General features: G+C 76.5%; 26 protein-coding genes and 1 pseudogene. 14 read left to right on the top strand and 13 right to left on the bottom strand.

Translation table 11 applies throughout. From position 1 onward, the window contains the following. Positions 1-33: 33 nt before the first annotated feature. The gene (locus ACWEO5_RS11265) at positions 34-1,440 is read right to left on the bottom strand and encodes a hypothetical protein (RefSeq protein ID WP_452162166.1); all 1,407 of its coding nucleotides are present in this window, start codon (positions 1,438-1,440) and stop codon (positions 34-36) included. Positions 1,441-2,263: 823 nt separating this feature from the next. Between ACWEO5_RS11265 and ACWEO5_RS11260 the strand changes: the two genes are divergently transcribed. After that, positions 2,264-3,832, top strand: coding sequence for an alpha-amylase family glycosyl hydrolase (locus ACWEO5_RS11260; RefSeq protein ID WP_452162165.1), 1,569 nt, complete (start codon positions 2,264-2,266; stop codon positions 3,830-3,832). Between the two features lie 250 nt (positions 3,833-4,082). Here the strand turns inward: ACWEO5_RS11260 and ACWEO5_RS11255 are convergent, their stop codons facing one another. Beyond that, entirely contained in the window at positions 4,083-4,892 is an 810-nt protein-coding gene (locus ACWEO5_RS11255) for a UbiA family prenyltransferase (RefSeq protein WP_452162164.1), read from the bottom strand. Between the two features lie 43 nt (positions 4,893-4,935). On the opposite strand from ACWEO5_RS11255, the pseudogene ACWEO5_RS11250 reads away from it, so the two are divergent. The 5 genes and pseudogenes from ACWEO5_RS11250 to ACWEO5_RS11230 all read left to right on the top strand — a co-directional run. Further along, positions 4,936-5,283, top strand: a pseudogene (locus tag ACWEO5_RS11250) (protein kinase domain-containing protein); the annotation flags it as partial. Between the two features lie 133 nt (positions 5,284-5,416). Next, positions 5,417-5,623 (top strand): hypothetical protein, encoded by a 207-nt coding sequence (locus ACWEO5_RS11245; RefSeq protein WP_452162199.1) that lies wholly within the window; start codon positions 5,417-5,419, stop codon positions 5,621-5,623. Positions 5,624-5,699: 76 nt separating this feature from the next. Further along, positions 5,700-6,764 carry a type III polyketide synthase gene (locus tag ACWEO5_RS11240; protein ID WP_452162163.1) on the top strand — a complete coding sequence of 355 codons (1,065 nt, stop codon included), beginning with the start codon at positions 5,700-5,702 and terminating at the stop codon, positions 6,762-6,764. Positions 6,765-6,770: 6 nt separating this feature from the next. Continuing rightward, positions 6,771-7,298 (top strand): isoprenylcysteine carboxyl methyltransferase family protein, encoded by a 528-nt coding sequence (locus tag ACWEO5_RS11235; RefSeq protein WP_452162162.1) that lies wholly within the window; start codon positions 6,771-6,773, stop codon positions 7,296-7,298. Positions 7,299-7,411: 113 nt separating this feature from the next. Continuing rightward, positions 7,412-8,440 carry an NAD(P)/FAD-dependent oxidoreductase gene (locus ACWEO5_RS11230; protein WP_452162197.1) on the top strand — a complete coding sequence of 343 codons (1,029 nt, stop codon included), beginning with the start codon at positions 7,412-7,414 and terminating at the stop codon, positions 8,438-8,440. A gap of 55 nt (positions 8,441-8,495) precedes the next feature. On the opposite strand, the gene ACWEO5_RS11225 is transcribed toward ACWEO5_RS11230, so the two are convergent. Then, positions 8,496-9,830, bottom strand: a complete 1,335-nt coding sequence (locus ACWEO5_RS11225; RefSeq protein ID WP_452162161.1) for a cytochrome P450 — start codon at positions 9,828-9,830, stop codon at positions 8,496-8,498. Positions 9,831-9,912: 82 nt separating this feature from the next. Between ACWEO5_RS11225 and ACWEO5_RS11220 the strand changes: the two genes are divergently transcribed. Then, positions 9,913-10,143, top strand: coding sequence for a hypothetical protein (locus ACWEO5_RS11220; RefSeq protein ID WP_344550671.1), 231 nt, complete (start codon positions 9,913-9,915; stop codon positions 10,141-10,143). Between the two features lie 4 nt (positions 10,144-10,147). Here ACWEO5_RS11220 and ACWEO5_RS11215 read toward each other — a convergent pair whose 3' ends face one another. Beyond that, on the bottom strand, positions 10,148-10,966 hold the full coding sequence (locus ACWEO5_RS11215; protein WP_452162160.1) for an ABC transporter permease: 819 nt from the start codon (positions 10,964-10,966) through the stop codon (positions 10,148-10,150). Next, positions 10,963-11,973, bottom strand: coding sequence for an ABC transporter ATP-binding protein (locus tag ACWEO5_RS11210; RefSeq protein ID WP_452162159.1), 1,011 nt, complete (start codon positions 11,971-11,973; stop codon positions 10,963-10,965). Before ACWEO5_RS11210 ends, ACWEO5_RS11215 begins: the two co-directional genes overlap by 4 nt. 175 nt (positions 11,974-12,148) lie before the next feature. Between ACWEO5_RS11210 and ACWEO5_RS11205 the strand changes: the two genes are divergently transcribed. The 4 genes from ACWEO5_RS11205 to ACWEO5_RS11190 all read left to right on the top strand — a co-directional run bounded on the left by ACWEO5_RS11205 (position 12,149) and on the right by ACWEO5_RS11190 (position 16,152). Next, on the top strand, positions 12,149-12,991 hold the full coding sequence (locus tag ACWEO5_RS11205; protein WP_452162158.1) for a COG4315 family predicted lipoprotein: 843 nt from the start codon (positions 12,149-12,151) through the stop codon (positions 12,989-12,991). Between the two features lies 1 nt (position 12,992). Further along, the gene (locus ACWEO5_RS11200; RefSeq protein WP_452162157.1) at positions 12,993-13,541 is read left to right on the top strand and encodes a DUF6529 family protein; all 549 of its coding nucleotides are present in this window, start codon (positions 12,993-12,995) and stop codon (positions 13,539-13,541) included. 376 nt (positions 13,542-13,917) lie between these two features. Next, positions 13,918-14,937 carry a phosphotransferase family protein gene (locus tag ACWEO5_RS11195; protein ID WP_452162156.1) on the top strand — a complete coding sequence of 340 codons (1,020 nt, stop codon included), beginning with the start codon at positions 13,918-13,920 and terminating at the stop codon, positions 14,935-14,937. A gap of 3 nt (positions 14,938-14,940) precedes the next feature. Next, a complete protein-coding gene (locus ACWEO5_RS11190) occupies positions 14,941-16,152 on the top strand; it encodes an acyl-CoA dehydrogenase family protein (RefSeq protein ID WP_452162155.1) in 1,212 nt (403 codons plus the stop codon). A 44-nt stretch (positions 16,153-16,196) separates the two neighbouring features. On the opposite strand, the gene ACWEO5_RS11185 is transcribed toward ACWEO5_RS11190, so the two are convergent. The 3 genes from ACWEO5_RS11185 to ACWEO5_RS11175 are packed head-to-tail and all read right to left on the bottom strand — an operon-like array spanning position 16,197 to position 18,717. After that, positions 16,197-17,153 carry an NADPH:quinone oxidoreductase family protein gene (locus ACWEO5_RS11185; RefSeq protein WP_452162154.1) on the bottom strand — a complete coding sequence of 319 codons (957 nt, stop codon included), beginning with the start codon at positions 17,151-17,153 and terminating at the stop codon, positions 16,197-16,199. Next, positions 17,150-17,965, bottom strand: a complete 816-nt coding sequence (locus ACWEO5_RS11180) for an SDR family oxidoreductase (RefSeq protein ID WP_452162153.1) — start codon at positions 17,963-17,965, stop codon at positions 17,150-17,152. Before ACWEO5_RS11180 ends, ACWEO5_RS11185 begins: the two co-directional genes overlap by 4 nt. Beyond that, on the bottom strand, positions 17,962-18,717 hold the full coding sequence (locus ACWEO5_RS11175) for an SDR family oxidoreductase (RefSeq protein ID WP_452162152.1): 756 nt from the start codon (positions 18,715-18,717) through the stop codon (positions 17,962-17,964). Before ACWEO5_RS11175 ends, ACWEO5_RS11180 begins: the two co-directional genes overlap by 4 nt. Positions 18,718-18,842: 125 nt before the next feature. On the opposite strand from ACWEO5_RS11175, the gene ACWEO5_RS11170 reads away from it, so the two are divergent. Beyond that, positions 18,843-19,475 carry a TetR/AcrR family transcriptional regulator gene (locus ACWEO5_RS11170; RefSeq protein ID WP_452162151.1) on the top strand — a complete coding sequence of 211 codons (633 nt, stop codon included), beginning with the start codon at positions 18,843-18,845 and terminating at the stop codon, positions 19,473-19,475. A gap of 74 nt (positions 19,476-19,549) precedes the next feature. Then, positions 19,550-20,332, top strand: a complete 783-nt coding sequence (locus ACWEO5_RS11165; RefSeq protein WP_452162150.1) for a DUF2470 domain-containing protein — start codon at positions 19,550-19,552, stop codon at positions 20,330-20,332. Positions 20,333-20,345: 13 nt separating this feature from the next. Here the strand turns inward: ACWEO5_RS11165 and ACWEO5_RS11160 are convergent, their stop codons facing one another. After that, positions 20,346-21,131 (bottom strand): VOC family protein, encoded by a 786-nt coding sequence (locus ACWEO5_RS11160; RefSeq protein ID WP_452162149.1) that lies wholly within the window; start codon positions 21,129-21,131, stop codon positions 20,346-20,348. Between the two features lie 211 nt (positions 21,132-21,342). On the opposite strand from ACWEO5_RS11160, the gene ACWEO5_RS11155 reads away from it, so the two are divergent. Beyond that, positions 21,343-22,548, top strand: a complete 1,206-nt coding sequence (locus tag ACWEO5_RS11155) for an NAD(P)/FAD-dependent oxidoreductase (protein WP_452162148.1) — start codon at positions 21,343-21,345, stop codon at positions 22,546-22,548. 12 nt (positions 22,549-22,560) lie between these two features. Here ACWEO5_RS11155 and ACWEO5_RS11150 read toward each other — a convergent pair whose 3' ends face one another. The 4 genes from ACWEO5_RS11150 to ACWEO5_RS11135 all read right to left on the bottom strand — a co-directional run bounded on the left by ACWEO5_RS11150 (position 22,561) and on the right by ACWEO5_RS11135 (position 24,570). Further along, the gene (locus ACWEO5_RS11150; protein WP_452162147.1) at positions 22,561-22,848 is read right to left on the bottom strand and encodes a DUF1876 domain-containing protein; all 288 of its coding nucleotides are present in this window, start codon (positions 22,846-22,848) and stop codon (positions 22,561-22,563) included. 103 nt (positions 22,849-22,951) lie between these two features. Next, on the bottom strand, positions 22,952-23,161 hold the full coding sequence (locus ACWEO5_RS11145) for a hypothetical protein (RefSeq protein ID WP_344550685.1): 210 nt from the start codon (positions 23,159-23,161) through the stop codon (positions 22,952-22,954). Positions 23,162-23,215: 54 nt separating this feature from the next. Beyond that, a complete protein-coding gene (locus tag ACWEO5_RS11140) occupies positions 23,216-24,001 on the bottom strand; it encodes an anti-sigma factor family protein (protein WP_452162146.1) in 786 nt (261 codons plus the stop codon). Continuing rightward, positions 23,998-24,570: a sigma-70 family RNA polymerase sigma factor gene (locus ACWEO5_RS11135; protein ID WP_380272727.1), complete on the bottom strand. Its 573-nt coding sequence runs from the start codon at positions 24,568-24,570 to the stop codon at positions 23,998-24,000. Before ACWEO5_RS11135 ends, ACWEO5_RS11140 begins: the two co-directional genes overlap by 4 nt. Positions 24,571-24,731: the final 161 nt, after the last annotated feature.

Here is a 24,731-nt window from a genome sequence, read left to right as displayed (position 1 = left end):
GAGGAAGTTCCCCCGGGGCCCTTCGCGCGGTTCCTACTTCTTGGTGATCCGCAGCACCCCGGTCTCGGTGCCCTGGTAGAGGGTGCCGTTGGGCGCGGTGGTGCCGGTCATCTGCAGCGGGTTGTAGAGCAGGCCGATGCCGAAGGTGGTGCCGGCGACCTTGGCGCCGGTGGCCGGGTCGATCACCGCGTGCGCGTAGCTGGCAAAGGTCTGGGCGCCGACCGAGTCGGTGGGGCCGCTGACGGTGACGGTGTAGATCAGGTTGTCGCCGAGCGAGAGCCGGGGCAGCGCCGCCGACTTGACGTCGCTCTCCCACACGGTGGAGCAGCCGGTGCCGGTCGCGTTCAGGTCGATCCGGGCCAGGCCGCCCTGGAAGGAGGCCGAGGACGGGACGCTGGCGGGCGCGCCCTCGGGCAGCGCCGGGTACGGGTAGCCGTAGGTGTTGGTGACGAACACGCTGCGGCCGGAGGCGATCACCGCGTCCTCGGTGCCGCTGGCGGCCCACTTGGTGAGCACCGGCGTGCTGCAGACCGGGGCCGGCCCGGCGTCGACCTTGTAGACCAGCAGGTTCTCGTGCGGGGCGGCGTTGTCGGTGATGGTGACGTACTCGGTGCCGTCGCCGGGCCCGAAGAAGCTGGGCGTGGCGCCGGTGCCCCAGCTGAGCTGGCCGGGCTTGCGGCCGGGACCGCGGTCGTAGGGGGCGCGCCACTGCACGACGGGGGTGCCGTCGGCGGCCTGGCCGAGCAGGTACAGGGCGTGGTCGGTGGCGACGGCGGTGTGGCCGGGGACGGTGGAGATGCTGTTGGCGACGCCCTCGCCGGTGGCCAGGGTGCGCACCGTGCCGGTGGCGGTGTCGGCGGTGCCGATGACGCCGCCGCCGGTGGCGAACCACACCTTGCCGTCCCAGCCGGGGCTGAGGCCGACGATGTTGTCGCCGGACGGTATCGCGGCGGCCAGCGGGGTGCTCTCGTCGACGGTCAGCTGCCAGGAGCCGCTGCTGCCGCGGTGGTGGCCGATCCGCAGCAGGTTGTCGTTGCCGTCGACGCCGACCAGCCGGTCGTTCTGGTCCAGGTAGGCGTACACGCCGCCGAACAGGGCACCCTTGGGGAGCTCCAGCGAGGCCAGGTCGTTGCCGTTCGCGGGGTCGAGCAGGTGCACGGTCGGGGTCTGGCCGAAGATCGTGGTGCACAGCGCGACCGGGTAGCCGTCCTGCCCGACCGTCACGGTGGGGCAGGCCGAGGCGAGCGCGGTGCGGCTCCAGTTGACGGCGCCGGTACCGGGTCCCGCGTACGGGGTGGTGTCGCTGGAGGCGGAGTCACCGTGCATCCCGGCGTTGCCGTTCGGAGCGGTGGCCGGGTTCTGCGGGGGCAGCGGCCCGAAGGCGGTGGCGGCGAGCGCCGCGGCCAGGGCGAGGGCGGGGAACAACAGTCGGGTGCGCATGGCGGGGTCCTGTTCCGGGAGGCGGAATCCTTCCGACGACAGCGGAAGGAAGGAACGCCGAACGGCAGCCGGCACCGGGGACGGGGAAAGCGCGCGGGGCCGCTCGGCGGGAGTGCGTGAGCGGCCCTCTACGGGAGGGAAGGGGTAAGGGCCGCGTCAGCCGACGCGGCGACAACCCGTCGTGGTGGCAAGGCCATGGTCGACATGGCGGCGGCTCACCAGCAGGGTCATGCCAGGAACCATAGCGGCCGGGCACCGCGTTCCGCTGCCCCTTTCTCACTCCTCGGACGAACGGAGTCGGGCGGGCGGTGAACGGCGGGCGGTGAACGGCGGGCAGCGGGCAGCGGGCAGCGGGCAGCGGGCAGCGGGCAGCGGGCAGCGAAGTGTGAACGGCGGACGGGCTGGTGTCTCGGCGTCGCCTTCCGGGCCGCGCCTCCGTCCGGTCTGGGCCCGGCACCGGCCAGCCCGCGGGCAGCGGCACCGGCACCCCGCCCCGGCGGCGCGGCAGCACGTGCTCGCGCCACGCCTCGGGCAGCACGAACGCGTCCTCGTCCGGGAACCCGGCGGCGCGGGCGAGCCCGTCGGCCTCCCGGAACTCCGCCGAACCGCCGTCGACCGACTCCCAGCGCTGCACTTCGCCCCTCCGGCCCCGACCGGCCGACCACGAACCGGCCGACCACCTGGCGGCACCCTAGTGGGCGCTCCGGACACCCCGGCCCGGGGAGGGGCCGAGCATCCGCCGCCCGGTTCCCGGGGGCCGGTGCGGGGCATGGCTTGGGGGACACCGGTGTGCGGTGCGGGACGGTTCGAGGCGAGAGGGGCCGTGGTGGGCACGGAGTGGGCGAGCGACGCGGTGCTGTACCAGATCTATCCGCAGAGCTTCGCGGACGGGGACGGCGACGGGATCGGCGACTTCGCGGGGCTGACGGAGCGGCTGGAGTACCTGCGCTGGCTGGGGGTGGACGCGGTCTGGCTGAACCCGTGCTTCGCCTCCCCGTTCGGCGACGCGGGCTACGACGTGGCGGACTTCCTGACCACCGCGCCCCGCTACGGGACGTCGGAGGACCTGGCGAAGTTCACCGACGCGGCCCGCCGGGTCGGCGTCCGGGTGCTGCTGGACCTGGTGGCGGGCCACACCTCGGACCGGCACCCGTGGTTCGTCCGCTCGGCCGCCGACCCGTCCGACCACCGCTACGTGTGGGCGGACCGCCCGGCGCCCGGATACGTGGCCTCGCCGGGCAGCCGGCCGGGCTGGTACCGGCCGAACTTCTTCGACTTCCAGCCCGCGCTGAACTTCGGCTACGCCCGCACCGACCCGGCCGAGCCGTGGCGGCAGCCGGTGGACGCCGAGGGCCCGCGGGCCAACCGGGCGGCGCTGCGCGAGATCATGGCGCACTGGTTCGCGCTGGGCGTCTCGGGCTTCCGGGTCGACATGGCGTCCTCGCTGGTCAAGGACGACCCCGGGTTCGTGGAGACCGGCCGGCTGTGGCGCGAGACCCGGGCCTGGATGGACGCCCATCACCCCGACAACGTGATCCTGGCCGAGTGGGGCGACCCGGCCCGCTCGGTGCCGATGGGCTTCCACGGGGACTTCTTCCTGCAGTTCGGCGGCCCGAGCGACGGCGCGGCGCTGCGCTCGCTGTGGAACAACGGCGCGGGCACGGTGCACGAGGAGTGGCCGGCCGAGCCGTGCTACTTCGACGCCGAGGGGCGCGGCTCGATGCGCCCGTTCCTGGCCGAGTGGGAGCGCGCCGCGAAGGCCGCCGCCGGGCACGGCTTCGCCTCGCTGCCCACCGCGAACCACGACTTCTCCCGGCTGGCCTGCGGGCCGCGCACCCGCGAGCAGTTGGCGGCGGCGTTCACCTTCCAGCTGACCTGGCCGACCGTTCCGGCGATCTACTACGGCGACGAGATCGGCATGCGCTTCGTACCGGGCCTGCCGGACACCGAGGGCAGCGTGCTGGGCCCGCACTACAACCGGGCCGGTTCGCGCACCCCCATGCAGTGGGACGCGACGGCGGACGCCGGTTTCTCCACCGCCCCCGCCGAGGAGTTCTACCTGCCGCTGGACCCGTCCCCGGACCGTCCGGACGTGGCCTCCCAGCGCGCCGACGAGTCCTCGCTGCTGCACCAGGTACGGGAGTTGATCGCGCTGCGCCGCGCGCACCCCGGCCTGGGGGCGCACGCGCCGGTCGAACTGCTGCACACCGGCTACCCGTTGGCGTACCTGCGGGGCGAGCACTACCTGGTGGTGGTCAACCCGCGGCGGACGCCCGCCTGCCTGCCGGTGGAACGCGAACTGCCCGGGCGGCCGCTGTTCGGACGGGGCGTGTCGCTGACCCACTCGGTGCTGCGCGCGGAGGGCTTCTCGTACGCCGTGTTCACCCACTGACCGCCGCCGACCGGCCCGCACCGCACGGCAAGGGCACCTGCAGGGGCTCGGCCGAGCGCGCGCACAGGGGCGCGGGGAACGGCGGGTCGATGCTGCTGACGGCCGGAGCCCACCGATGTGTCCGTGCTGCTGCCTGCAGTGAACAGAACCGGAAGCCGATGCGCGCTCCGGCAGTGAACCACTGGCAGACCGGGCCTCGCCGTTCTCCGAGCCCCTGATGGCGCTCTCGCGAGCCCTGGCGGTGTTCTCGCTACAGGCCCCGGCCCAGGAGCAGCACCGCCAACGCGATCGCCGCCGCCGCGATGACGCCCAGGAAGGGGGCGCGGCTGCGGGGCGGGGCGAGCAGGGTGGTGAGGGCGGGCGGGGTGGTGACCGCGAGCACCGGCCAGCCGGGGGCGAGCAGGAGCGCGGCGGCGGTCGCGGCGAGGACGGCGATGACCGCCGAGGCCCGGCGGCCGAGGCGTTGCGGGAGGCCGCGGACGCCGGCGGCGCGATCTGCGGCCAGGTCGGGCAGCACGTTGGCGAAGTGCGCGGCGGTGCCGAGCAGCGCGCCCGCGGCGAGGATGTCCGGGGCGGGCCAGGGGCGGCCGGGCAGGGCGAGCGTGACGAAGGCGGGCAGCAGGGCGAAGGCCACCGCGTACGGGAGCCAGGACCAGGCGGTGGCCTTGAGGCGCAGGTTGTACGCCCACCCGGCGGCCACCGCCGCGAGGTGGACGCTCGCCGCGGCGACCCCGCAGGCGGCCGACAGCAGCACGCAGCAGACGACCGCCCAGCGGGTGGCCGCGACCACCTGACGGACCGTCAACTCTTCGGCGGCGAGCGGCTTGTCGGGCCGTCCGGCGTCCGCGTCCCGGCGCCGGTCGATCAGGTCGTTGCTCCAGCCGATCGAGAGCTGTCCGGCGGCGACGGCGCCGGTGGTGAGGGCCGTGCCGAGCGCGCCGCGCCCGGCGGTGGCGGCCATCGCGGCGGTGAGCGCGGTGACGGCGGCGGCGGGCGCGGGGTGGCAGGCCCGCAACAGGGTGCCGATCAGGGTCCGGGGCTCCACCGCTGCGCTGCTCACACCGGCCAGGCTAGGCGGGTCCGCGCGGTCAGCCGGGCAGGACATGAGCGAATCGTCCCGTCCGACCTGCCGGATTCACCGGGTCCGAGCGTCGGCGTCACGCGGGCCGAGCCGTGGCCGGTGGCCGGTGGCCGAGCCGTGGCCGGTGGCCGAGCCGTGGCCGGCCGGGGCGCTCTCGGGCGTGCACCGGCTCGGGCTGGCACACCGGGGCCTCAAGCCCGCGAACGCGATGCTCACCTCGGCGGGGCCGCGGCTGTCGGACTTCGGCATCGCCGCGCCGGTCGACGGCGCCCGGCCGACCGCGACCGGCGCCAACCCGGGCACGCTCACCGCCATGGCGCCCGAGCAGTCCGGCGACGAGCCGGTCGGCAGCGCCACGGACGCCTGGGCCTGCCGCGTGGTGCGCGGGGCGCACGGCGCCGGCCCGTTCGCGGCGACCGGCACCGGCGGGGTGATCCGTCGGATCGTCGACACCGAACCTGAGCCGTCCGACCGCCCCCGACGGCCGGATCCTCGGCCGGAAGGTGCTCGGCCACGACCTCGGCCGACTGCGGACCTGGCTCTGCAACGACCTGTGCCAGGCCGCCGTCCACGACCTCGCCGTCCCCACCGCCCCCTGCGGCCTGCTGCCCGACCGCCCCGGCGCCACTCGGTTCGCCACCCGGGCCGGTGCCCGCACCGACACCGAGCCGGTCGCCTGGTTCGCGGCGGCGCCGGCGGTGCACGACTGACCGGCCGTCACCGCCGGGGACGCGCCCGGACGGGCGAATTGCCCGGTTCGGGTGGAGTGTTCCCTATTCTGGGCCGGTGACGCGGATCGCGGCTGTGCACGGAGTGCTCCCGGCCCACCGCTACGGGCAGCGGGAGTTGGCCGAAGCGGTGGCGGCGCTGCGCCCGGACGGGGACGGGGACGGGCACGTGCGGGCCCTCGCGGAGCGGTTCGCGGCGGGGGCGGGCGTGGAGTTCCGGCACCTGGCGTTCCCGCTGGAGCGGTACCCGGAGCTGGACGGTTTCGGCCGGGCCAACGACGCCTGGCTGGCGGCCGCGGTCGAACTCGCCGAGCGGGCCGCCGCCGGGGTCCTGCGGCGGGGCCGGGTCGCGCCCGAGCGGGTCGACTTCGTCGTCTCCACCACCGTCACCGGCGTCGCCGCGCCCTCCCTGGAGGCCCGGTTGGCGCCCCGGTTGGGCCTGCGCGCGGACGTCCGGCGGCTGCCGCTGTTCGGGCTGGGCTGCGCGGGCGGCGCGGCGGGCATCGCGGCGCTGGACGACCTGCTGACCTGCCGTCCGGACGGGGTGGCGCTGCTGCTGGCCACCGAGTTGTGCTCGTTGACGCTCCAGCGCACCGACGCCTCGGCGGCGAACCTGCTGGCCACCGCCCTGTTCGGGGACGGGGCGGGCGCGCTGGTCGCGGTCGGCGACGCGGTCGACCTGCCGGGTCCGGAGGTGGTGGCGACCCGCAGCCGACTGTACCCGGGCACCGAGCGGCTGCTCGGCTGGGAGGTCGGCGACACCGGTTTCCGGATCCTGCTGGGTGCCGAACTCCCGGAACTGGTACGGCTGTTCGTCGGCGAGGAGGTGTCCTCCTTCCTGGCCGCGCACGACCTGAAGCCGGGCGACGTGACGGCCTGGATCTGCCACCCGGGCGGGCCCCGGGTGTTGGACGCGCTGCAGGAGGAACTCGCCCTGCCCGCCGCCGCCTTGGCCCCGAGCCGGTCCTCGCTGGCGCGCTGCGGCAACCTCTCCTCGGCCTCCGTGCTGCACATCCTGCGGGACGTGCTGGCGGCCGATCCCGCGCCGCCGCCCGGCTCGTACGGGCTGGTGCTGGCCCTCGGGCCCGGCTTCGCCTCCGAACTCGTCCTCCTGCGCTGGTAGTTGCCGATGAACAGCGAGACCGCCTACACCGCCCTGATCGCGCTGGTCGCCGTGGAGCGGCTGGCCGAGCTGCTGGTGGCCCGCCGGAACGCCGCCTGGAGCCTGGCCCGGGGCGGGGTCGAGTACGGGCGCGGGCACTACCCGGCGATGGTGGCGCTGCACACCACGCTGCTGCTCGGCTGCCTGCTCGAAGTCCGGTACGCGCAAAGGCCGTTCGTCCCGGTGCTGGGCTGGCCGATGCTGGCGCTGGCACTGGGCGCGCAGGGCCTGCGCTGGTGGTGCATCCGGACGCTGGGGCCGCGCTGGAACACCCGGGTGATCGTGGTGCCGGGCCTGCCGCTGGTGAGCGGCGGTCCGTACCGGTGGCTGCGGCACCCCAACTACCTGGCGGTGGTGGTGGAGGGCTTCGCACTGCCGCTGGTGCACAGCGCCTGGCTGACGGCGCTCTGCTTCACCGCGCTGAACGCCTGGCTGCTGGCGACCCGGCTGCGCTGCGAGGACGCCGCACTGACCCGCTGCCGGACCGCGACGTGACCGACCCCGACGTGACCGACCCCGACGTGACCGACCCGCCACCCGACCAGGACGCGACCGGCCCCGACCCGGACGCGACCGGCCCCGACCCGACCGACCCGCCGGAGCACCGCGTGACCGACCTGCTGGTGGTCGGCGGCGGGCCGGCCGGGCTGGCCGCCGCGATCCACGCCGCCCGGGCCGGCCTGTCCGTGACCGTGCTGGAGCCGCGCGCCACGCCGATCGACAAGGCCTGCGGCGAGGGCCTGATGCCGGGCGCGGTACGGGCGTTGGAGCGGCTGGGCGTGGACGTCGAGGGCCGCCCGTTCGCGGGCATCCGCTACCTGTCCGCCGACGGCGCCCGCACCGCCGAGGCCCGGTTCCGCACCGGCCACGGCCTGGGCGTGCGCCGCACCGCCCTGCACGCGGCGCTCGCCGACCGGGCCGAGCAGCTCGGCGTCCACCGCCTGGCCGCCCGCGCCGACGGGCTGCAGCTGACCCGGCACGCCGTCACCGTCGGCGGGTCGACCGCCCGCCACCTGATCGCGGCGGACGGCCTGCACTCCCCCGTCCGGCGCGCCCTGGGCCTGCACCGGCCCAGCCCCGACCGGCACCCGGCCCGGTACGGGCAGCGGCGGCACTTCGCGGTGCGCCCGTGGAGCGACCTGGTCGAGGTGCACTGGTCGCGGCACGCGGAGGCGTACGTGACGCCGGTCGCGGACGGGACGGTCGGGGTCGCCGTGCTGGGCACCGAGCGGCTCCCGTACGACCGCCAACTCGCGGCTTTCCCGGCCCTGCTGGAGCGGCTGGGCGGCGCACCGGCCGGCCCGGTGCGCGGCGCGGGCCCGCTGCGGCAGCGGGCGGGGGCCCGGGTGCACGGCCGGGTGCTGCTGGTCGGCGACGCGGCCGGCTACCTGGACGCCCTCACCGGCGAGGGCGTCGCGCTGGCGCTGGCCTCCGCCGAGGCCGCCGTCCGCTGCCTGGCCGCCGGCCGCCCCGCCGGCTACGAGCGGGCCTGGCGGCGCACCACCCGCCGCTACCGCCTGCTCACCGCCGCCCTGCTGGCCGCCCGCCACCACCCCCGGCTGGGCCCGCGCATCGTCCCGCTGGCGGCCACGCTGCCCCCGCTCTTCGGCGCCGCGGTCAACCTGCTGGCCCACTGAACCCGCCGCCACCACCTGCTCGCCACCGCTCCGCCACCGCTCCTGGCCGCCGCCGTCACCCCACCTGCCCGCCGAGCCGCGACTGCGGCAGCATCGGCTGCGGCCCGGGCGACAGCACGATCCGCGGCACCGGCCGCACCGGGCCCGGGCCGGCCGGGCGCAGCCGCCAGCGGCCGGCGACGGTGGCCAGCGCGAGCACCGCCTCGGCCAGCCCGAAGCGGTCGCCCGGGCACTTGGTCGCGCCGAACCCGAACGGCAGGTAGCCGCCCCGGGACGGGCCGCCGTCCGCGAACCGGTCCGGGTCGAACACACCCGGCCGGGGGAAGAGTTCGGGGCGGCGCTGCAGCAGGTACAGGCAGCAGACCACCAGCGCCCCGGCGGGCAGCCGGGCCCCGGCGAGTTCGGTCGGGCGGGTGGTGGTGCGGCTGACCGCCCAGGCGGGCGGGTAGAGCCGCAGCGCCTCGTCGATCACCCGGGCGGTGTACGGCAGGTGCGGCAGGTCCTCCCAGCGGGCGGGCCGCCCGGCCAGTACGGCGTCCACCTCGGCGTGCAGCTTCCGTTCGGCCTCCGGGTGCTCGGCGACCAGCCGGAGCGACCAGGCCAGCGCCGCGGAGGTGGTCTCGGCCCCGGCCAGCACCAGGGTGGCGACCTGGTCGGCGAGTTCGCGCTCGGCCAGCGGCCGGCCGGCCTCGTCGCGGGCCGCCAGCAGCAGCGACAGCAGGTCGCCCCGGTCGATCCCGCGGGCCCGGTAGTCGGCGATGATCGCGGCCACCCCGGCGTGCCAGTCGGCCAGTGCGCGCCGGTAGCGGCGCCGTCCCGGGGTGGGCAGCAGGTCGGCGGCGGGCAGCACGACCCGCAGGTAGATGCCGCGCAGCAGGACGTCCAGCGCCGCGCGCAGTTCCTCGGCGGCCCGCGGCCGCAGCCCGGCGGAGAACAGGGTGCGCACGGCGACGGCGGTGGTGAGCCGGAACGCCTCCCGGGTGACGTCGACGGCCCGCCCCTCCCGCCACTGCGCGAGCAGCGCGGTGGTCCCGTCCGTCATCGCCTCCGCGTAGTGCGGCAGCAGCGCGGGCCGGAAGGCGGGCTGGACGATCCGGCGCAGCCGCGGGTGGTCGGCGTGCGGGCAGGAGGCCAGGCCGTTCCCGAGGAAGGCCCGGATCTTCGCGTACAGCGGCCCGGTGCGGTCGTAGCCCGTCCGGTCGGTGAGCACCCGCCGGACCGTCTCGGGTCCGCTGACCACGTACATCTCGCGCGGCCCGACCCGGATCCGGACCGGGTCGCCGTGCGCGGGCAGCGTGTCGAGGAAGGCGAGCGGCCGGGAGAGCAGCGCGGGCAGGTGGCCGAGCAGCGGCAGGCCGCCGGGGGCGAGGGCGGGGCGGGTGGCGGGCACGGACGACCACGATACGTGTCCGCCCGGCTGCTCGGAGTGACATCGACGGGCCGTCCCGGGCCCGGCGCGGGACACTGGAGGCATGAGCGAGTCCGGAGACATATTCCACCCGCCGGTCGTGGTCCGCCCGCCGACCCGCGGGGCGCGGCCGTACCGGCGGGTGGAGATCTACGGACGGACGGTCGGGCGGGCGACCGGGCCCGAGGACGTGGTGGAGCTGCTCCGGCACGCGGGCGTCGCCGAGCCCGACCTGGACGACCCGGACCTGGTGGCCTGGCGCGGCGGCGACCGCACGGTCTGGGCCCACGACTGAGCGGTCAGACCGCGCGGCGGTAGAGCCGGACGCCGAGCGGGGCGAAGACCGCGACGATGCCGACGTCCCAGGCGAGGGCCTGCCAGACCTGGGTGCCGAGCGGGCCGCCGATCATCAGGGTGCGGACGGCGCCGGCCGTGATGGTGACGGGCTGGTGGTCGGCGAAGACCTGGAGCCAGCCGGGCATGGTCTCGGTGGGAACGAACGCGGAGGACGCGAAGACCAGCGGGGCGAGGACGGGGAACGCGGCGGCGGTCGCGGTCTCCGGGTCGCCGACGGCGAGGCCGACCACGGCGAACACCCAGGACATCGCGAACCCGAAGGCCAGCACCAGCAGCCAGCCGGCCAGGAACGCCGGGACGCCGTTGTGGATCCGGAAGCCGACCAGGAAGCCGACGCCGGTCATCAGCGCGACCACGAACACGTTCCGGGCCAGGTCGGCGGTGGTGCGCCCGGAGAGCACCGCGGAGCGGGCCATCGGCAGCGAGCGGAAGCGCTCCATCAGCCCGGTCTGCAGGTCGCCGGCCAGGCCGATCGCGGTGTTGACCGCGCCGAACACCACGACCTGCACGAACACGCCGGGCATCAGGTAGTCGACGTACGAGACGCCGTGCAGCGCCGCGCCGACCACCCCGCCGAACACGTAGCGGAACATCAGCACGAAGACGATCGGCTGCACCGTGGAGAAGATCAGCAGCCGGGGCACCCGGCGCAGCGCGATCAGGTTGCGCCCGGCGACGGCCAGCCCGTCCCGGACGGGGGCGAGCAGGCGGTCGGCGAGCGGGCGGTCGGCGAGCGGGCGGTCCAGCGCGGGGGTGGTCATGAGGACGGGCCTCCCGGGGCGGCGCCGCGGTCACGGCTGCCGTCGGTGCCGCGGTCGGTGCGGTGGCCGGTGAGGGCGAGGTAGACGTCGTCGAGGCTGGATTCGCGGACGGCGATGGTGCGCGGGGCGAGCCGTTCGGCCTCCAGGGCGTGCAGGACGTCCATCAGCAGCGGCGAGCCGTCCGGGCTGGGCAGTCGCAGCAGCGCGCCGTCGCGTTCGGGGCGCCGGCGCAGGCGGTCGGCGAGCAGGTCGGCGGCGCGGGCGGCCCGCGGGTCCTCGCCCATGCCGAGTTCGAGGACGGTGGTGCCGAGGCGGGCCTTCAGGGCGTGCGGGGTGTCGTCGGCGACGACCCGGCCCTCGGCGAGGACGGCGACCCGCTGGGCGAGCCGGTCGGCCTCCTCCAGGTACTGGGTGGTGAGCAGGACGGTGGTGCCCTCGGCGACGAGTTCGCGGATCAGTTCCCAGAGCGCGGTGCGGCTCTGCGGGTCGAGGCCGGTGGTGGGTTCGTCGAGGAACAGCACGGGCGGTGCGGGGACGAGCGCGGCGGCGACGTCGAGCCGGCGGCGCATGCCGCCGGAGTAGGTGCGCACCGGGCGGTCGGCGGCGGCCGCGAGGTCGAAGCGGTCGAGCAGGTCGGCGGCGCGCGGGTCGCGGCGGCGCCGGGGCAGTTGGGTGAGCCGGCCGATCAGCCGGAGGTTCTCGCGGGCGGTCAGGTTGGGGTCGACGGCGGCGTACTGTCCGGCGAGCCCGATCAGCCGGCGGACGGCAGCGGGGTGGGCGGCGACGTCGGTGCCGAGCACCTCGGCGCGGCCGGCGGTGGGCCGGATGACGGTGGTGAGGATCCGGATGGTGGTGGTCTTCCCGGCGCCGTTGGGGCCGAGCAGGCCGAACACGGTGCCGGGCGGGACGGCGAAGTCGACGCCGTCCAGGGCGGTGAGGTGCTTGAAGCGCTTGCCGAGGCCCTCGACCCGGATCGCGGGCCGGGCGCCGGCGGGCTCGGTGGTCATGGGCGTGCCCCCTCGGGCGGGCGGTGCCCCTCCAGTGTCCGCCCGCCGGTGCCGGGTGGGCCTTCCGGGGCAACCGCGTCCCCCCTGGTGCGGAGCGGCCCGGCTCTGGAGTGGCCGGGCGGCGGGCGGCGGGAGTGGATGGTGTTCCAGTGCCGCGCCGTCCCCTGGAGCCCCGATGCCCCGTACCCGTCGTGCCGCCGCCGCGGTGCTGTCGCTGTCCGTCCTGTCCGCCGCGGCCTGCGCGGCGCCCGCCGACCTGAACGCCCCGCCCGCGACGGACTCCCCGTCGGTGGCGGCGCCGTCCGCGAGTTCCGGCCCGTCGGCGTCCACGTTCGCGTCCTCGACCGGCACCCGGGTGGCGCTGGCGAGCGTGGGCAGCCTGGGCCCGGTCCTGGTGGACGCGCAGGGCCGCACCCTGTACCTGTACGGCGCGGACAACTCGGTGCACGCCGGCTGCCTGGACGAGTGCGCGAAGTCCTGGCCGCCGGTGACCACCCCGGGGTTCCCGCTGGCCGGGCCGGGCGTGGACGACGGGCTGCTGGGCGCGGCGGCGCTGCCGGACGGGACGGCGCAGGTGCTGTACAAGGGCCACCCGCTGTACCGGTACACGGGCGACCGCGCGCCGGGCGAGGCGGCCGGGCACACGGTGGCGGACCCGCGCGGCACCTTCTACGCGGTGACCTCGCTGGGCGACCCGGTGGGCGTCGACATCGCGACGCTGCGCGGGACGGGCGGCGCGGTGCCGGGCGGGGGCGCGTCGGCCGGTTCGTCGGCGGCGGCATCGGCTCCCGCCCAGGACCCGGCGACACCTGCGGACCCCGGTGCCCGGGCCACCGCGCAGGACCCGACGCCCGCGCCCGCCGTCCAGGCGCCCGAGCCGGCCGTCCAGGCCCCCGTCGAGGTGCCGGTGCAGGTGCCCCCGGCCGAGGCACCGGCCCAGGCACCGGCGGACGAGGCACCCGCTCAGGCGCCCGCGGACGGGGCCCCGGCCGGCACCGACGGTTCGCAGGAGGGCTGAGGTGGCCGGACCGCGTCCCGGTGGGTCGCCGGTCGTCCCGCTGCTGGCGGTGCTGGCGCCGGCGGCGGTCTCGCTGGGCCTGCTGTGGTTCGGGCGGGCGCACGTGCCGGATCCGGGGCGGAGCCTGTTCGGCGCGTCCGGCGAGGACGCGCTGCGGCTGAAGTCCTGGCTCGGTTCGGCGCTGTTCGGGCTGGCGCTGGTGCAGGTGGTGCTGGCGCTGGGGATGTACCGGCGCGGCCCGGCGGCCCGCCCGGTGCGGGTGGCGCACCGGGTGGGCGGCTGGCTGGCGTTCGCGCTGTCGCTGCCGATCGCCCAGCACTGCCTGCTGGCGTACGGGGTGCGGTTCACCGACGTCCGGGTGGGGCTGCACTCGGCGGCGGGGTGCTTCCTGTACGGGGCGTTCGCGGCCAAGGTGCTGCTGGTGCGGCACGGCGGGCTGCGCGGCTGGGTGCTGCCGGTGGCGGGCGGGGCGCTGTTCTGCGCGGTGGGGGTGCTGTGGTGGTCGGCGGCGCTGTGGTTCCTGAACGGGTACGCGGCGCCGGGGTTCTGAGGGGACACCGGGCCGGGCCCCGCCGGTTGTGGGCGGGCCGGGCGCACGTGCCGGTGCACTCGTACGGCGAGGACGGCCCGGTGCGGTTCGACGCGGCCCGCACCACCCGGCCGTACGCACCGAACCCGTGCGGCGGGCCGGCCGCCGACCCGTCGCTGTGGGGCGGGGAGCTCGGCTGGGACGTCGCGGGGAAGACGGTGCGTCCGGTCGCGCCTCCGGTCCGCTGCCGGTCCGCCGCCGTTCACGCTGCCGGTCCGCTGCCGGCCCCCCGCCGGCCCCCCGCCGGTCCGCCGCCGTTCGTTGACAAGCGCCGCCGTCGGGCCGATCCTAAGCAAGCGCTTAGTCAGCACGTCCCGACCCTCTGCGAGGTGCCCCGATGACCACCGCCGCTCCGCCCGGACTCGACCTGGAGAGGCTGCGCGCCCACCTGGACGCCGCCCTGCCCGCGCCCGTCGCGGGGCCGCTCACCGCCCGGCTGTTCGAGGGCGGCCGGTCCAACCTGACCTACCTGGTCGAGGACGGCGCCTCCCGCTGGGTGCTGCGCCGCCCGCCGCTCGGGCACGTGCTGGCCACCGCCCACGACATGGCCCGCGAGCACCGGGTGCTGGGCGCCCTGGCCGGCACCGCCGTACCCGTTCCCCGGCCGGTGCTGCTGGTCGAGGACACCGGGGTGATCGGCGCGCCGTTCTACCTGATGGAGTACGTCCCCGGCACCGCCCACCGGGACGCGAAGGCGCTGGCCGCGCTCGGCGAGCAGCGGGTGCACGCCCTCGGGCTGCGCCTGGTGGACACCCTGGTCGCCCTGCACGCACTCGACCCGGACGCGGTCGGCCTGGTCGGCTTCGGCCGTCCCGAAGGCTTCCTGGAGCGCCAACTGCGCCGCTGGGGAAAGCAGTTGGACGCCTCCCGAAGCCGCGAGGTGCCGGGCGCGGACGACCTGCACCGCCGCCTCGCCGAGACCCTGCCGCCCTCCCCCGCCGCCGCGCTGGTGCACGGCGACTACCGGCTGGACAACGTCCTGGTCGACGCCGAGGACCGGATCGCGGCCGTCCTGGACTGGGAGATGTCCACCGTCGGCGACCCGCTCACCGACCTCGGCCTCCTGGTGATGTACACCGAACTCGCCCGCCGCTTCGACGGGTTGCTCCCCGGCGCGGCCCTCGCCCCCGGCTTCCCCACCACCGCCGAACTGGTCCGCCACTACGCGCACGCCTCCGGCCGGGACGTCGCCGGCCTCGGCTGGTACGTGGCCTTCGCCTCCTTCAAGCTGGCGGTCGTCCTGGAGGGCATCCACTACCGCTACACCCGGGGCGCCACCGTCGGCGCGGGCTTCGACCGGGTCGGCGAACTGGTGCCGCTCTTCGTCGAGTTCGGCCTCGACGTACTGGAGGGCTGATCGATGGACTTCTCCCACGACGCCCGGACGACCGAGCTGCTCGGCCAACTGACCTCCTTCATGGACGAGTTCGTCTACCCCGCCGAACCGGTGCTGGCCGCCCAGCTCGCCGACCCGGCCCGCGAGCCGTGGTCGATCCCGCCGGTGGTCGGCGAGTTGCGGGCCACCGCGAAGGCCCGCGGCCTGTGGAACCTCTTCTTCCCGGGCGAGTCGGGCGCCGGGCTGACCAACCTGCAGTACGCGCCGCTGGCCGAACTCACCGGCCGTTCCATCCTGTTGGCGCCGCCCGCGCTCAACTGCGCGGCCCCCGACACCGGGAACATGGAACTGCTCGCCCAGTTCGGCACCCCCGCCCAGCGCGAGCGCTGGCTGCGGCCGCTGCTCGACGGCGAGATCCGCTCCGCCTTCGCGATGACCGAGCCGGACGTGGCCTCCTCCGACGCCACCAACATCGCCACCCGGATCGAGCGCGACGGCGACGAGTACGTCGTCAACGGCCGCAAGTGGTACATCACCGGGGCGATGAACCCGGACTGCGGGGTCCTCATCGTGATGGGCAAGACCGACCCCGCCGCCGAGACCCACCGCCAGCAGTCGATGGTCCTCGTCCCGCGCGACACCCCGGGCGTGCGGGTGCTGCGCGGCATGCGGGTGTTCGGCTACCCCGACGACGACCACGGCGGCCACGCCGAGATCCTCTTCGAGGACGTCCGGGTGCCCGCCGCCAACCTGATCGGCGAGGAGGGCGGCGGCTTCGCCATCGCGCAGGCCCGGCTCGGCCCCGGCCGGATCCACCACTGCATGCGCGCCCTCGGCATCGCCGAACGCGCCCTCGAACTGACCTGCCGCCGGGTCAACTCCCGGGTGGCGTTCGGCCGTCCGCTCGCCGACCAGGGCGTGGTCCAGGACTGGATCGCCGAGGCCCGCGTCCGGATCGAGCAGGCCCGCCTGCTGGTGCTGAAGACCGCCTGGCTGATGGACACCGTCGGCAACCGCGGCGCCCACACCGAGATCCAGGCCATCAAGATCGCCGTCCCGGCCACCGTCGAGTGGATCCTCGACAAGGCCGTCCAGGCCCACGGCGCGGCCGGCGTCAGCCAGGACACCCCCCTCGCCCAACTCTGGGCCGGCAACCGCACCCTGCGACTGGCCGACGGCCCGGACGAGGTCCACAAGCGCTCGCTCGCCCGCCGCGAGCTGCGCAAGTACCGCTGACGGCGGCGGGGGCGGGTCCGGCACCCGCCCCCGGGCCGGGGCGGTCAGGGGACGATCGCGAGGCGGCCGGTGGTGGTGCCGGCCGCGAGGTCGTGGACGGCGGTGGCGGCCGACTCCAGGGGGAGGCGGGCGGAGACCAGGGGGCGGGGGGCGAGGGCGGTGAGGGCCGCGTGGCAGGCGCGGACGGCGGCGGGGTCCCGGGTGACGTAGAGGCCCCAGTGCAGGCCGAGCAGGGAGTAGTTCTTCACCAGGGCGTGGCCGAGCGGCGGGGCGGGGATCTCGCCGGAGGCGAAGCCGACCAGGACGATCCGGCCCTCGAAGGCGACGCACTTGGTGGAGCCGGTGAAGGCAGCCCCGCCGACCGGGTCGAAGACCACGTCGGCGCCGCGGCCGCCGGTGGCCTCCCTGACGGCGGTGACGAAGTCCCCGGCGCGGCGGTCGACGACCAGGTCCGCACCCGACTCGGCCGCGGCTGCGGCCTTCTCCGGCCCGCCGACCACGGCGATGACGAACGCCCCGGCGGCCTTGCCGAGTTGGACGGCGGCGCTGCCGACGCCTCCGGCCGCGGCGTGCACCAGGAGGGTCTCGCCGGGGGCGAGGCGGGCGCGCCGGTGCAGGGCGAACCAGGCCGTCTGGTAGGCGATGTGGAAGCCGGCGGCTTCGGCGTCGTCCAGGTGGCCGGGGGCGGGCAGGGCGGTCGCGGCGTTCATCAGGGCGTGCTCGGCGAACGCCCCGGCGGGCAACTCCGCGGTGCCGATCAGGCGTTGACCGGCCCGCGGCCCCTCGACGACCTCGCCGCAGAGTTCCACGCCGGGGGTGAACGGCAGCGGCGGGCGGACCTGGTACTGCCCGGCGGCCATCAGCGCGTCGGGGAAGTTGACGGCCGCGGCCCTCACCCGGACCAGGAGTTGGCCCGGTCCGGGGACGGGGAGGTCGGCGTCCGCGACGAGTTCCATCACGTCCAGGGGCGGGCCGGTGCGGGTGATCCGCCAGGCTCTCATCGGGCCTCGATCTCCTGCTGGAGGCGGTTCATGCCGCGCAGCCAGCGGTCGGGGGTGGTGGCGCGGGCCGCGTACTGCCCGGCGGTCTCGGGGTGCGGGAGGATCAGGAACTCGTCGGCGGCCATCCCGCGCAGCGCCTCGGCGGCGGCCTCGGCGGGCTCGATCGCCGTGGGGGCGAGCAGGACCTGCCCGTGGGTGCCGGTGCCGTCGAGCATCCGGGTGCGCACGCCCTGCGGGCACAGGGCGTGCACCTTCAGGCCGCGGTGCCGGTAGGTGGCGGAGAGCCACTCGGCGTACGCGAGGGCGCCGTGCTTGGTGACGGAGTACGGGGCGGAGCCGAGCATGGTGAGCAGCCCGGCGGCGGAGACGGTGGCCAGGTAGCGGCCGGTGCCGCGCTCCAGCCAGTCGGGCAGCAGCAGGCGGGTGGCCCGGACGTGGGCGAGCACGTTGACCTGCCAGGCCAGCTCCCAGGCGTCGGGCGCGGCGTCGGGGCCGCCGGTGGTGGCGGCGCCCGCGTTGGCGCAGTAGAGGTCGATCGCGCCGAGGCGGTCACGGGCGGCGCCGATCAGGGCGGCGACCCCGTCCTCACCCGCGGCGTCGCCGGGGACGGCGTGCCCGCCGATCTCGGCGGCGACGGCGCGGGCCGCGTCGGCGTCGAGGTCGTTGACCACCACCCGGGCGCCGGCGGCGGCCAGGGCCCGGGCGAGGGCGGCCCCGATGCCGCGCCCGGCGCCGGTGACGACGGCACCGGCGCCGGCGAAGTCGGCCCCGGCGGGGCCCGTCCCGGCGCCGTCGGGGCGGGTTCCGCTCACAGTCCGCCGCCGAGGGTGACGCCGCCGTCCACCACCAGGGTCTGGCCGGTGATCCAGGCGGCGTCCTCGGAGAGCAGGAAGGCGACGGCTCCGGCGACGTCCTCGGGGAGGCCGAGGCGGCCGAGGGGGTAGGCGCGGGCGACCTTCTCCTCGCGGCCCTCGTAGAGCGCCTCGGCGAACTTGGTCTTGACCACGGCGGGGGCCACCGCGTTGACCCGGACGGCGGGGCCGAGTTCGGCGGCGAGTTCCATGGTGAGGCGGATCAGGGCGGCCTTGGAGACGCCGTACATGCCGATGCCACTGGAGGAGCGGAGGCCCGCGATGGAGGCGACGTTGACGACGGCGCCGCCGTGCTCGGCCATCCAGGCGGCGTGGGCGCGGCGGGTCCAGGCGAGCGGGGCGAGCACGTTGACGGCGAGGATCTTGGCGGCGGCGGCCGGGTCGGTGTCCAGCACCGGGCCGTAGACCGGGTTGATGCCGGTGTTGTTGACCAGCAGGTCGAGGCGGCCGTAGGTCTCCATCACCCGGGCGACGGTCTCCTCCTGGTGCGCGGCGTCGTCGGACTTCCCGGCGACGGCGATCGCGTGCTCCGGCCCGCCGAGCTCCTTCGCGGCCTGCTCCAGGGTCTCCGCGGTGCGGGCGGTGAGGCAGACCCTCGCCCCGCGCCGGACCAGCTCCCGGGCGATGCCGAACCCGATGCCCCGGCTCGCGCCGGTGACCACGGCCACCTTGCCCTCGAACGACACTGTCATCCTCGTACCTCGCACCTCTCCGAACGGACGTGACTAAGCGCTTGCTTAGCATCTTTGCGGCGGGCCACACTGTCAACAGCCCGACCCGCCGGGTCGGGCCGGAGCCGTCTGGGAGGATTGGGCCCATGACCGACCCAGCGACCGCCGCGCTCTGGCCCGGGGGCGGGGAGCGCACCGAGACCGCCCGGCGGCTGCTGCTGGCCGCCGTGGACTCCTTCGCCCGCCGCGGCTACCACGCCACCACCACCCGGGACATCGCCACGGCCGCCGGGATGAGCCCCGCCGCGCTGTACATCCACTACCCCTCGAAGGCGGCGCTGCTCGCCGAGATCTCCCGCACCGGCCACCGGGCCACCCTGGAGCTGGTGGAGCGGGCCGAGGCCGCCGGGGCGGACCCGGTGGAGCGGATGCGCGCCCTGGCCGAGTCGTTCACCGTCTGGCACGCCCGCGGCCACACCGTCGGCCGGATCGTCAACAACGAGCTGCACGCGCTGCCCGAGGAGGACTTCGCGGCCGTCGCCGAGCTGCGGATCCGGATCGAGGAGACGGTGCTGCGGATCATCGCGGACGGGGCGGCGGCGGGCCTGTTCCGCGTCCCGGACCAGCGGACCGCGGCCCGCGCCGTGACCTCGCTCGGGATCGACGTCTCGCGCTGGTACACCGAGCGCAGCAGCGAGTCCCCGGAGGAGCTGGGGCGGCGCTACGGGCAGTTGGTGCTGCGGATGCTGGGCGCCCCGGACGGGCGGACCGGCGACTGAGCGCGGCCCGGTACTGGACCTCCACCCCTCCTCTTGATTAGGTTAGCCTTACCTAATCGAGAAGGAGGCTCCACGTGCTGCCCCAGCCCGCCCGCCGCCCGTCCGCCGCCGAACGCGCCCGCACCCTGCTGGAGTTCGCCTCCTCCGCGGTCCTGGACGTCCGCGGCGCCGACCTCACCGCCCGCCCCGGCCTGCCCCCGCAGGTCGCCTGCGCACCGCGGCCGGACGGCTCGGTCGCGGTGCTGGTCGGCCGCGAGTCGGCGCTGCACCGGATCACCGCGCTGGCCCGCGGCCCGCTCACCGCCGAACTCGACTGCGTGGACGTCGCCCCCGTCGCCGTCCCGCACCGCGTCCGCGGCCGGCTCCGGGTCCGCGGCCTGCTCTCCCGCGCCCCCGGCGAGAGCGCCGCCGTGCTGTTCCCCCGGCACGGCCACGGGGACGGCGCCGGGGTGGTGCTCCGGCTGGAGCCCGAACACCTGGCGCTGGACGACCTGTGGGGCTCCGAGTGCTGCCTCGCCCCGGACGAGACGGCCGCCGCGGCCCCCGACCCGGTCGCCGCGGAGGAGGCCGGCCTGCTCCAGCACCTGGCCGCCGCGCACGCCGACCAACTGCTCCTGCTCGGCGCGAGCGCCCTGGACCACCACCGCCCCACCACCGACCCCCTGCACGAGGTCCGCCCGGTCGCCCTCGACCGCCACGGCCTGCGGGTGCGCCTGCTGCTCGGCGACGGCACCCTGGACGCCCGCTTCGACTTCCACCGCCCGGTCGACCACCCGGACGACCTGCCGGAGGCGATGCACCGGCTGTTCGCAGAGCCCCGACGGGGGCTCGGGGAACGGCGGGCCCGGGCCTGCTGACGGGGCCGCTCCTTCAGATCGCCGACCCCAGCACCGAGAAGTGGCCGCCCTCCGCGTCGGCGAGCCGGGCGACGCGCCCGTACGGGGAGTCGGCGGGGCCGTCCAGGACGCGGCCGCCGAGGCTGGTGGCGCGGTGGGCGGCGGTGTCGGTGTCGGTGACGGCGAAGAAGACCTCCCAGTGCGGGGAGAGGTCCTTCGCGGAGCGCAGCGCGGCGACGCTGCGGCCCGCGGAGCGCAGGACGACGCGCTCGTGCTCGTAGCGGACCTCGAAGTCGGCCGGGTCGCGGCCGTCCCAGCGGAACACCTCGCCGTAGAAGAGGGCGGCGGCGAACGGGTCGGCGGTGCGCAGTTCGATCCAGGCGGGGGCGCCGGGGCGGGTGGTCCGGGGGGCGTCGCCGGGGCGGGCCCCGGCGGGTTCGCCCTGCCAGATGCCGAAGGTGGCGCCGAAGGGGTCGGCGGCCAGCGCGACCCGGCCGGCGTCGAAGGCGAGCGGGCCGACGGCGAGGGTGCCGCCGCGTTCGCGGACGCCGTCGGCGGCGCGGTCGGCGTCCTCGATGCCGAAGTAGGTGGTCCAGGCGACCGGGCGTTCCCAGTCGGTGCCGAGCTCGCTCAGTCCGGCGACCTCGACGCCGTCGACGACCGCGCGCAGGTACGGGCCCCAGCGGTCCGGGCCGGGGGTGAACTCCCAGCCCAGCAGCGGGCCGTAGAAGTCCTGCGCGGCCCGGAGGTCGCGCACGGTCAGGCCGACCCAGCACGGCACCGCGGGCACGCAGCGCACCGTGGCCGTTCGCTCCACCATCCCGCGGGCTCCCTTCGCCGCTCCGCCGACCGGACGGCCGGACCCGCCCCAGCCTAGGCGGACGGCCCCGCCGGATCGTGGTCCGCCTCGCGGGCGAATCCGGGCCCGGCGGGGCCGCGGAGCGGCGCGGGTCCCCGGGTCGGACGTGTGGCGGTGCCAAGGTCGGGCAGGACGGCGACAAGGGAACGCCGCTGTGGGAAGGACGTGGGGCATGGACACCGGGATCGTGATCGTCGGGGCGAGCCTGGCCGGGGCGAAGGCCGCCGAGGCGCTGCGCGCGGAGGGCTACCGGGGGCCGGTCACCCTGGTCGGCGACGAGGCCGAGCGGCCGTACGAGCGGCCCCCGCTGTCCAAGGGGTACCTGCTCGGCAAGGAGGAGAAGGAGAAGGTCTACGTCCACCCGGCCGACTGGTACGAGCAGCACGGGGTGGAGCTGCGGCTGGGCACGGCGGCGACCGCGATCGACCCGGCCGGGCACACCGTGACGCTGGAGGGCGGCGAGCGGCTGCCGTTCTCGAAGCTGCTGCTGGCCACCGGTTCGGCGCCGCGCGCGCTGCCGGTGCCGGGCGGCGACGGGGACTTCGTACGGACGCTGCGCCGGCTCGGCGACAGCGAGCAGTTGCGGGCCGCGTTCCGCCCCGGCGCCCGGGTGGTGGTGGTCGGCGCGGGCTGGATCGGCCTGGAGGCGGCGGCCGCGGCCCGCACCGCCGGGGCGGAGGTGACGGTGCTGGAGGCGGCCGAGCTGCCGCTGCTGCGGGTGCTGGGCCGGGAGGCCGCGCGGGTCTTCGCCGACCTGCACCGGGCGCACGGCGTCGACCTGCGGTTCGGCGTCCGGGTCGAGGAGTTGCGGGCGGACGGGGTGCGGCTGGGCGACGGCAGCACCGTCCCGGCCGACGTGCTGCTGGTCGGCGTCGGGATCAGCCCGAACACGGCGCTGGCCGAGAACGCGGGCCTGACCGTGGACAACGGGGTCCGCACCGACCAGCACCTGGCCACCTCGCACCCGGACGTGTTCGCGGCGGGCGACGTGGCGAACGCCTTCCACCCGCTGTTCGGCAAGCCGATCCGGGTCGAGCACTGGGCGAACGCGCTGAACCAGCCCGCGGTGGCGGCCGCCTCGATGCTCGGCAAGGCGGCGGTGTACGACCGCGTCCCGTACTTCTTCACCGACCAGTACGACCTGGGCATGGAGTACACCGGCTACGCGGAACCCGGCGGCTACAACCGGGTGGTGTTCCGGGGCGACGTCGCCGGGCGGGAGTTCATCGCGTTCTGGCTCTCCGGCGGGAGGGTGCTGGCCGGGATGAACGTCAACGTCTGGGACGTCACCGACCCGATCCGCGAACTGGTCCGCTCCGGGCGGGCAGTGGACGCGGAGCGGCTGGCCGACCCGGCGGTGCCGCTGGACGAGCTCTGATCCGGGGCGCGGTCAGGTCACCTCGCGCCACATCAGCGGGGCCATCGGGTCGCCGGCGGGGCGGGTCATCTCGTCGTGCGCCTTGGTGAGCAGCTGCATGGCGAGGTCGTTGAGGGCGCGGGCCCCGGCGACCTCCTCGCCGACCCGCAGTTGCGGCCTGTCGCCGTGCCGCCGGGTGGCGCTCCCGTGGCCACGCAGCTCGGTGCCGTCGGCGAGGCGGACCATCGCGGCGGCCCTGGTGCGGTCGCCGTCCTCCTGGAACTCCATCTCGATGTGCCATCCGACCAGCGTCCTCATCATGGCCGCCACCTCCCGGGTGCGTGCTGGGTGTTCGGGTCGTCGGGGCCGGTCCGGTCCTTCCAGGGTGCGACGCCGGGGCCGGGGCGGCGAGGCGGGGCCGGTCTCAGCAGCGGCTGAGGCCGGTCCGCTCCACGTCGACCGGCGCCTCTCCGACGTCCTCCCCGGGGGGCTCCTCGACGGTCTCCGGCTCGTCGCACGCCTCGCGGCCGGTCCCGGTGTGCACCACGCGCACCGGGTGGTGGGGGTCGTCCTCGTGGACGACCTGCTGCGGGAGACCGCAGCGCGGGCAGAGCAGGGGCATCCGGTTGTTCATCACCGCCGTCCACGCGCCCCGCGGCGGGCAGCTCCCCGGGCCCGCGTGGCCTCCTCACTGCTTCCAGTGTGCCCCGGGGACGGGGACGGTGACCAGCACCGACGTCCCGGAGCGGACCTCGAAGCGGGCGATCGCCGCCGGGGGCAGCCCGCTGCCGCCCGCGGTGCGCAGCCCGGTGGTGGCGCCGTAGCCGGTGGGCGGGACGGTCCAGCTGGTGACGGTCTGCCGGGTGCCGTCGGTGCCGACCGCGACCAGTTCGCAGGTCTGCGGGCCGGGGACGCGGTCCAGGTCGAGGGTGATCCGGCTGCCCCAGGCGGCGGGGTCGACGCCGACCGTGGCGGACACCCCGGTGGCCGGGTCGGTGGCGCTGAACCGCTGCGCGGTGGCGGCGACCTGACTGCTCTGGACGACCGCCCAGGTGACCGCGGGCCCGCCCAGCGCGAGGATCGCCGCGACGGCCGCCAGCACCAGCCGCCGCACCTTGGCGCGCCGCCGCTCGGCGGACACCCGGCCGAGCAGCAGCTCCTCGCCCGCCGGCTCCGGGAGCGCGTCGGCGGCGAGTTCGGCGAGCAGCGCGGTGGTGGGGGCGAGTTCGGCGGCCTCGGCGGTGCAGCGCGGGCAGTGCGCGAGGTGCTCGGCGAAGCGGGCGGCGCGTTCGGGTTCGAGCACGCCGAGCAGGTGCGCGCCGAGATCGGCGTGCGGGTCCTCGTGCGGGCCGTCGTGCGGGTCCTCGTGCGGGCTGTCGTACGGGTCCTCGTGCGGGCTGTCGTCGTCGTACGGGCCGTCGTCGTACGGGCCGTCGTCGTGCGGGCCGTCGTGCGGTTCGCGGGGTGCGGTCATGGGGTCACGCCCCGTTCCTCCAGGGCGAGCCGCAGGGCTCGCAGGGCGTAGTGCAGGCGGGAGCGGACGGTGCCGGGCGGGACGCCGAGGACGGCGGCGGCCTCGGTGGCGGTGCGGCCGCGCAGGTAGGTCTCGGTGATCGCGGCGCGGTGCGCGGCGGACAGCGCGCCGAGCGCGTCGGTGATCGTCATCAGCCGCAGGGCGCGGTCGAGTTCGTCCTCGGCGGCGGGGGCGGCGGGGTCCGGGAGGCGGTCGAGGGCGCTCTCCGGGACCTCCCGGGGGCGGGCGCGGGCGCTGCGGCGGCCGTCGATGACGATCCGGCGGGCGACGGTGGCCAGCCAGGGCCGCAGGCCGTCGCGGTCCGGGTCGAGCCGGTCGAGGTGCCGCCAGGCGCGCACCAGGGTCTCCTGGACGACGTCCTCGGCGCGCTGCCGGTCGCCGCCGACCAGGTGCAGCACCATGCCGTACAGCGGGCCGGCGTGCTCCCGGTACAGCGCGCGCATCAGCCGGTCCTCGGCGGCGGGGCGTCCGGTGCGGCGGGGGCCGGGGGTGCGCGGGGGCTCGGCCACGGCGCCATCCTCGCGCGCGGGGCGCGCGGCGGCGATCGGGCGCGGCACGGGCGGCGGCCCCGGCGGGCGGGGGGCGCGGGACGGGCCGGGGACCTCAAGTCCGGGGCGGCTGGTGTCGATAACCGTGACGGGGGTGGGGGGCGGGGGGGCGGGGCGCGCCC

It is taken from the genome of Kitasatospora sp. NPDC004272, from assembly GCF_053603035.1.
This window is presented reverse-complemented; position numbering and strand designations above follow the sequence as displayed.

Bases quoted from the DNA above. Each gene is read 5' to 3' on its own strand.
- ACWEO5_RS11265 (WP_452162166.1), bottom strand. From the start codon at position 1,440: ATGCGCACCCGACTGTTGTTCCCCGCCCTCGCCCTGGCCGCGGCGCTC.
- ACWEO5_RS11235 (WP_452162162.1), top strand. From the start codon at position 6,771: ATGAACAGCGAGACCGCCTACACCGCCCTGATCGCGCTGGTCGCCGTG.
- ACWEO5_RS11220 (WP_344550671.1), top strand. From the start codon at position 9,913: ATGAGCGAGTCCGGAGACATATTCCACCCGCCGGTCGTGGTCCGCCCG.
- ACWEO5_RS11215 (WP_452162160.1), bottom strand. From the start codon at position 10,966: ATGACCACCCCCGCGCTGGACCGCCCGCTCGCCGACCGCCCGCTCGCC.
- ACWEO5_RS11210 (WP_452162159.1), bottom strand. From the start codon at position 11,973: ATGACCACCGAGCCCGCCGGCGCCCGGCCCGCGATCCGGGTCGAGGGC.
- ACWEO5_RS11205 (WP_452162158.1), top strand. From the start codon at position 12,149: ATGCCCCGTACCCGTCGTGCCGCCGCCGCGGTGCTGTCGCTGTCCGTC.
- ACWEO5_RS11195 (WP_452162156.1), top strand. From the start codon at position 13,918: ATGACCACCGCCGCTCCGCCCGGACTCGACCTGGAGAGGCTGCGCGCC.
- ACWEO5_RS11190 (WP_452162155.1), top strand. From the start codon at position 14,941: ATGGACTTCTCCCACGACGCCCGGACGACCGAGCTGCTCGGCCAACTG.
- ACWEO5_RS11185 (WP_452162154.1), bottom strand. From the start codon at position 17,153: ATGAGAGCCTGGCGGATCACCCGCACCGGCCCGCCCCTGGACGTGATG.
- ACWEO5_RS11175 (WP_452162152.1), bottom strand. From the start codon at position 18,717: ATGACAGTGTCGTTCGAGGGCAAGGTGGCCGTGGTCACCGGCGCGAGC.
- ACWEO5_RS11170 (WP_452162151.1), top strand. From the start codon at position 18,843: ATGACCGACCCAGCGACCGCCGCGCTCTGGCCCGGGGGCGGGGAGCGC.
- ACWEO5_RS11160 (WP_452162149.1), bottom strand. From the start codon at position 21,131: ATGGTGGAGCGAACGGCCACGGTGCGCTGCGTGCCCGCGGTGCCGTGC.
- ACWEO5_RS11155 (WP_452162148.1), top strand. From the start codon at position 21,343: ATGGACACCGGGATCGTGATCGTCGGGGCGAGCCTGGCCGGGGCGAAG.
- ACWEO5_RS11150 (WP_452162147.1), bottom strand. From the start codon at position 22,848: ATGATGAGGACGCTGGTCGGATGGCACATCGAGATGGAGTTCCAGGAG.
- ACWEO5_RS11145 (WP_344550685.1), bottom strand. From the start codon at position 23,161: ATGAACAACCGGATGCCCCTGCTCTGCCCGCGCTGCGGTCTCCCGCAG.
- ACWEO5_RS11140 (WP_452162146.1), bottom strand. From the start codon at position 24,001: ATGACCGCACCCCGCGAACCGCACGACGGCCCGCACGACGACGGCCCG.